The organism is Streptomyces sp. NPDC031379, from assembly GCF_055569615.1.
In genome coordinates, this window is the sequence record NZ_JBVIIT010000030.1 from 110,917 (window position 1) to 117,058 (window position 6,142).

The 6,142-nt window shown below is 74.3% G+C and carries 5 protein-coding genes; 4 read left to right on the forward strand and 1 reads right to left on the reverse strand.

The annotated features are described in order from the left end of the window. Nucleotides 1-39: 39 nt before the first annotated feature. Together ACZ5CW_RS34865 and ACZ5CW_RS34870 are read left to right on the forward strand one after the other, a co-directional pair. Complete coding sequence (locus ACZ5CW_RS34865) at nt 40-1,560, forward strand: amino acid permease (protein WP_468608637.1); 1,521 nt, start codon at nt 40-42, stop codon at nt 1,558-1,560. Nucleotides 1,561-1,633: 73 nt separating this feature from the next. Next, entirely contained in the window at nt 1,634-3,082 is a 1,449-nt protein-coding gene (locus ACZ5CW_RS34870; protein ID WP_468608638.1) for an ArnT family glycosyltransferase, read from the forward strand. A gap of 226 nt (nt 3,083-3,308) precedes the next feature. Here ACZ5CW_RS34870 and ACZ5CW_RS34875 read toward each other — a convergent pair whose 3' ends face one another. Next, nucleotides 3,309-3,701, reverse strand: coding sequence for a PIN domain-containing protein (locus tag ACZ5CW_RS34875; protein ID WP_468608639.1), 393 nt, complete (start codon nt 3,699-3,701; stop codon nt 3,309-3,311). Between the two features lie 73 nt (nt 3,702-3,774). Here ACZ5CW_RS34875 and ACZ5CW_RS34880 point away from each other — a divergent pair, with 73 nt between their 5' ends. Together ACZ5CW_RS34880 and ACZ5CW_RS34885 are read left to right on the forward strand one after the other, a co-directional pair. Then, a complete protein-coding gene (locus ACZ5CW_RS34880; protein ID WP_468608641.1) occupies nt 3,775-4,791 on the forward strand; it encodes a PLL family lectin in 1,017 nt (338 codons plus the stop codon). A 129-nt stretch (nt 4,792-4,920) separates the two neighbouring features. Beyond that, a complete protein-coding gene (locus ACZ5CW_RS34885) occupies nt 4,921-6,024 on the forward strand; it encodes a DUF8189 domain-containing protein (RefSeq protein ID WP_468608643.1) in 1,104 nt (367 codons plus the stop codon). The last annotated feature ends 118 nt before the right edge of the window (nt 6,025-6,142 follow it).

A 6,142-nucleotide genomic window follows, 5' to 3' on the forward strand; every position in this document is an offset into this window, starting at 1 on the left:
GAGCCATATCGAGGCCTCACAAGCGTGGGAGGCAGGAACGTGAGCAGCGCGCTCTTCCGGACGAAGAACGTCGAGCAGTCCATCCAGGACACCGAGGAACCGGAGCATTCGCTCAAGAAGTCCCTCTCCGCGCTGGATCTGACCGTCTTCGGGGTCGGTGTCATCATCGGCACCGGCATCTTCGTCCTGACCGGACAGGTCGCCAAGAACAACGCCGGTCCGGCGGTGTCCCTGGCCTTCGTGGCGGCCGGCGTGGTGTGTGCGCTCGCCGCCCTGTGCTACGCCGAGTTCGCGTCCACGGTCCCCGTGGCGGGCTCGGCGTACACGTTCAGCTACGCCTCCCTGGGTGAGCTGCCCGCCTGGATCATCGGCTGGGACCTGGTCCTGGAGTTCGCGCTCGGTACGGCGGTGGTGGCGGTCGGCTGGTCCGGCTACATCCGCTCGCTGCTGGACAACGCCGGCTGGCACCTGCCGGACTACCTGGGCAGCCGGGACAGCGCCTCCGGCTTCGGCTTCGACATCCTCGCCGCCGCGCTGGTGCTGGTGCTCACCTGCATCCTCGTCCTCGGTATGAAGCTGTCGGCCCGGATCACCTCGATCGTCGTCGCCATCAAGGTGGTCGTCGTCCTCATCGTGATCATCGCCGGGGCCTTCTTCATCCGCGGCCAGAACTACCAGCCGTTCATCCCGGACCCGGAGCCGGTGAAGGCGGGCGGCAATCTCAACGCCCCCCTCATCCAGCTGATGTTCGGCTGGGCGCCCGCCAACTTCGGCGTGATGGGCATCTTCACCGCCGCCTCGGTGGTGTTCTTCGCGTTCATCGGCTTCGACATCGTCGCCACGGCCGCCGAGGAGACCCGCAACCCGCAGCGGGACATGCCCCGCGGCATCCTGGGCTCGCTGCTCATCTGCACCCTGCTCTACGTCGCCGTCGCCATCGTCGTCACCGGCATGCAGAAGTACACCGGGCTCTCGGTGGAGGCCCCGCTCGCCGACGCCTTCAAGGCCGTCGGGCACCCCTGGTACGCGGGCGTGATCAGTTTCGGCGCCGCCGTCGGCCTGACCACCGTGTGCATGATCCTGCTGCTCGGCCAGACCCGGGTGTTCTTCGCGATGAGCCGCGACGGTCTGCTGCCGCGGTTCTTCTCCCGCGTGCACCCGCGCTTCAAGACCCCGCACCGGCCGACCATCCTGCTCGGCGTGATCATCGCCGTCGTGGCCGGCTTCACCAGCCTGAGCGAGCTGGCCGAGCTGGTGAACATCGGTACGCTGTTCGCCTTCGTCGTCGTCGCCATCAGCGTGATCATCCTCCGCCGGACCCGCCCGGACCTGCCCCGCGCCTTCCGCACCCCCTGGGTCCCGTTCGTCCCCCTCGTGTCCGTGTGCGCCACGCTGTGGCTGATGCTGAACCTTCCGGCCGAGACCTGGCTGCGGTTCGCCGTCTGGATGGTCATCGGCTTCGTCGTCTACTTCCTCTACGGCCGCACGCACAGCCGGCTGGCCCTGCGCGAGAAGACGCCGACCGAGGCGCCACCGCCTCCCGCCGGAAAAACTCCTTAATCGTACGCTTCGTCACTTCAGCCCCGTATGTCCTGCTTCGGGGGAGGTGTCGGGGCCGGATAGCGTGCTGCCCATGCTCGCCGCGCCCCTCGCCTCCCCCTGGACCGTGCCCACCCGGACGGCGTACTGGACGCGGCTGCTGCCCCTGTTGGCGGTCCTGGCCTGCGTCACCCGGATCCCGTCCTTCGTCCGGCCGCTGTGGAGCCCGGACGAGGGCTACCTCGCCGTCCAGGCCCGGCAGCTAGCCCAGGGCGGACATCTGTACGAGACCGTCGTGGACCGCAAGCCGCCGCTGCTGCCCTGGCTGTACGAGGCCGCCTTCGCGGTGTGCGGTCCGGGCTCCCTCGCCCCGCTCCGGGTGCTGGCGGTCCTCGCCCAGCTGCTCACCGCCGTCCTGCTCGCCTCGCTGGCCCGGCGCCGCTGGGGCGACGGCGCGGGGCGGACCGCCGGGGTGCTGTACCTGCTGGTCTCGGTCGGGCTCAACCCCGAGGACGCGCAGGCGGCCACCTTCGAGGTGTTCATACTGCCCTGCACGGCCGCCGCCGTGTGGTGCGCCGACCGCGGGCGCTGGGGCGCGGCCGGCACCGCCGTCGCCGCCGCGTTCCTCACCAAGCAGACCGGTGGAGCGGTGCTGCTGCCGGTGGCGTGGCTGCTGCACCGCCAGGGCACCCCGCGCACGGGCGTGCCACGGCTCGCCGCCGGGTTCGCCGTACCGGTACTCGGTGCGGCCCTGGTGACCGACCCGGCCGGATTCGTGTTCTGGACGGTGACCGGCTCGGCCGCCTACGCCTCCTTCACCGGGTCCGAACTCCACGTCCTCGTCCGGGCGTCGACCAACACCGCGCTCCTGGCCGGGGCCTCGGCGGGCCTGCTCGGGCCGGTCCTGCGGGCCCTGCGCATCGCCCGTACCGGCGCGGTGGACCTGTGGCTGTGGCTGGCCTCCTCGGCCGCCGCCGTGGCCCTCGGCTGCCACTTCTTCGGCCACTACTACCTGCAACTCACCGCGCCGCTCGCCCTGCTGGCCACGGGAGCGCTGCAGATCCTGCCGCCGGAACGGCGCGTGGCCGCCGTGTTCACCTCGGCCTGCTGCTGCGCCGTCTTCCTCGCCTGGGGCCTGCTCGCGCCGCGCCCCGAACTCGCCCACGCGCAGCGGCTCGCGGCCGCCCTCGAGCGCCGTACCGCGCCGGCGGACCGCGTCCTCGTCTGGGGCATACACCCGGAGACGTACTGGCTGGCCGGCCGCCTGCCCGCCACCCGCTACCTCACCGCGGGCCTGCTCACCAACTACAGCGGCGGCCGGGACGGCCCGCAGGTCGGCGAGAAGTACGCCGTCGCGGGCGCCTGGCCGGTGTTCCGGCGGGAGATGAGCATGCACCGCCCCGCGCTGGTCGTCGACGACTCCCGCGGCAAGCCGTACGCCCCCGACCGCGTCCCCAGCCTGCGCCGCCTGCTCGCGGCGCGCTACGAGGAGGTGGGCACGGTGGACGGGGCGGTGCTGTACGCACGGGTGCCGGAGGAGTAGCGGACGGGGTTCGGTCCGCGGCCGCGTCCGACGCGCACGGGGGGTGCCGGGGGAGGGGGAGCGCAAGGGGCTCGGCCCGGGATCGTGCCGGTCGTGCGCCCTGGTGCCGGGGCAAGAGGGGGCGGGAGCGGTTCGGTTCCGCACCGGCGCCTTGCCCGAGGCGGTCGACAGGTCGCCCCACGCGCGCGTGCTCCCGGTACGCCTCGGCGCCGGGGGCGGGAGCCGGTCAGTCCAGGACCGTGCGCGGGCCGGCCACCTCCGCGCCCAGTTCGGTGACCCTGCGCCGCAGTTCGCGGTCCGCGGTGATCACCAGACGCTCCCGGTCCGCGTGCTCGGCGGCCAGCTCCACGATCCGGTCGTCGCCGCTGCCGGGCGCCGACTCCACCCGCACCCCCGGCACGGACGGCACTCCCCGGGCCGCGCCCTCGACCACGAGCACGATCTCCACCGGGGCCGCGAGGCCGGGCAGTCCCGTCTCGGCCAGCCGGTCCCGCAGTCGCTCGGCGGCTCCCCTGCGGTCCCGCCACCAGCCGTCGGGCCGCGATCCGACGACGTTCGCGCCGTCCACGATCACCACCAGCGGATCGTGCGGGAGCGGGGCGTCGGGGGCGTCGTCCATGCCGCCAAGGGTCCCATGCCCGGTGGCCGGGTGCGGTCGGTTCGGCCGGTGCGGACCGGCTTAGAGTGAACCGGTGAACGGCGACTGGCTCCTTCGCGGCCGAGACGGCCGGCTCAGCGTCTACCAGCCGGCGGGCGACGCCGTCCTGTGCCGGGCGGAGCGTGGCCCGGCAGGCCCCTGGACCGCGCCGCGCAGGGTGGGCGGCGACCAGCGGCTGCACCCCGTGCCGGCCCTCGGCCAGGGCGCCGACGGCTACGTCCACCTGGTCTCCTGGCGGCCCACCGGCAAGAGCGAGTCGGGGCTGGTCCACTCCACGCACTTCCGACCGCGTCTCGCGGCCCTGGACTGGAACCCCATCGGCCACCCGGACAAGAAGGGCGACCGCACCGGCACGCCCGCCGTCGCGGTCGACGCACAGGGCCGCGCCCATGTCTTCGTCCGCAACGACGGCGGCGGCGTGAGCCTGCTCGCGCAGAAGGAGAAGGGCGGCTGGGAGCCCTGGCGGGACCTCGAGGGCGCAGAGGTCCAGGACGGTCTCACGGCGGTGACGGGGGAGTCCGGCCGGGTCGAGCTGTACGCGGCCGTCCCGACGGGCCTGGTGCACTGGCGTCAGGAGGAGGCCGGTGCCCCGCCCGTGCACCAGGAGGTCCTGCGGGCCCCGGTCCGCCCGGGAACCCTGTACGCCCTCGCCACGTCCCCCGACAGCACGACCGTCTTCTACACCAGCGCCTCCGGCGACCTGTGCGCCTGGCGTCCCGGAGGCAAGCCGGTCACGCTGCTGCCCGCGGCCGGCCCCGGCCCGGTCTCGGCGGTCCGCTGCGACTTCGACGGGCACGACTGCACCCTGCTCGCCCAGCGCTCCGCGAGCGGCCGGGTCGCCTTCGCCGCGTACCCGACGGAGCTGGAGCCGGCGGGCGCCTGGTGGGCCGAGTCGGGCCCGCCGCTGCCGGTGGACGCGCGGGTGTCCCTGGCGACGGACGAGCACGACCGGGTGGTGGCGGCGACCTCGTCCCCGTCGACCGGGCAACTCCTGCTGACCCGGCGGAAGGACGAGCCGGGGCTGGCGCTGGAGGCCTGGCGGGAGGTGTGAGCCGTACCGGTCCGTCGGCCGGCCGCCCGGGAGCGGCTGGGGAACACTTGCTCGAACAGCATATGATGCTCCGAGTTTCATGGTTCCCGTGTCCGTGATGCGGCGGACTTCAGGAAGGTGCACGAGGCCATGCGGAGAAGGCCGGCAGGCCCCGTGGACGCCGTCCGCCCGGTCGAGCGCTCGCGCGAGGAGCGAGGACGCATCGCGTCCGGCGCCGCTCACGGGAACTGGCTCGCGCTGGGCAAGGACGGCCGGCTCACGCTCTACGCGCCCACGGACGGCGGACTCCTGCGGTGGACGGAGACCGCGGTCGGCGGCCCCGCGTGGAGCGGCCCGCACTTCGTGGCGGCGCCGGGACTCACCCATCTGACGGTGGCGCAGGGCGCCGACGGCTATGTGCATTTCCTGGGCCGCCGCGAGCGCACCGGAACCGGCGGCTCGCGCAGCGTCGACCTCGTCCACGCCATCCAGTACCAGACCGGCCTGGCCTTCACCGACTGGCGTTCGCTCGGCAGCCCGCACCCGGACGGGGAACCGGGCCGGCCGGTCGGCGCGGTCGCGCCCGACGGCACGGTGCACGTCTTCGTGCGCGGCGCGCACGGCGGTCTGATGCTGCGCCGGGAGGCCCCGAACGGCAAGTGGCGGGCGTGGGAGGACCTGCGCGGCGGCGGCATCGACGCGCTGCCCGCGTCGGTCGCCCTGACGGACGGCAGGGTGGAGGTCTGCGCCGCGGCGGAGACGGGCGTGCTGGTCTGGCGTCAGTCCGCGCCCGGCGGCGACTTCAGCGGGCCGCGCGGCTTCAGCCTGCGCGCCACGCCCGGCACGGTCGCCGCTGTCGGGACCGCGGCCGACCGGGCCACGTTCTTCTGGACCGACGCCGACAGCGGCGTCGCCGCGGCCTGGCGGATCGGCGGCTGGCCGAGCACGCTCGGCGCGTCCCCGGCCGAACAGCCGTACGCGGCGCTGCGCGTCCCGCTGGACGGTTACGACTGTCTGGTCCTCGCCTACCGGGACCACGACGGCTCGGCCGTGCTGGGCATGGGCGGCACCGAGAACGAGGAGGGCGGGTTCTGGTGGTACGCGCTCACCGAGTCCTGCCAGGGCGGCCCGGCCCTGGCCCGGGACGGCCGCGGGCGGGTGGTCATGGCGCTCATCGGCCCCGACGGAGTGCCGAAGGTGGCCCGTCAGGAGGAGGGCGCCGGACTCTCCCTCGCCCCCTGGCACACGCTGTGATCCCGTGAGGGTGCCGGGGGGGGGGGGGGGGGGGGGGGGGGGGGGGGGGGTGGGGGGGGGGAAGGGGGGGGGGGGGGGGGGGGGGGGGGGGGGGAGGGGGGGGGGGGGGGGGGGGGGG

Coding starts and splice junctions, on each gene's coding strand:
- ACZ5CW_RS34885 (WP_468608643.1), top strand. CDS start 4,921: ATGCGGAGAAGGCCGGCAGGCCCCGTGGACGCCGTCCGCCCGGTCGAG.
- ACZ5CW_RS34875 (WP_468608639.1), bottom strand. CDS start 3,701: ATGGACGACGCCCCCGACGCCCCGCTCCCGCACGATCCGCTGGTGGTG.
- ACZ5CW_RS34870 (WP_468608638.1), top strand. CDS start 1,634: ATGCTCGCCGCGCCCCTCGCCTCCCCCTGGACCGTGCCCACCCGGACG.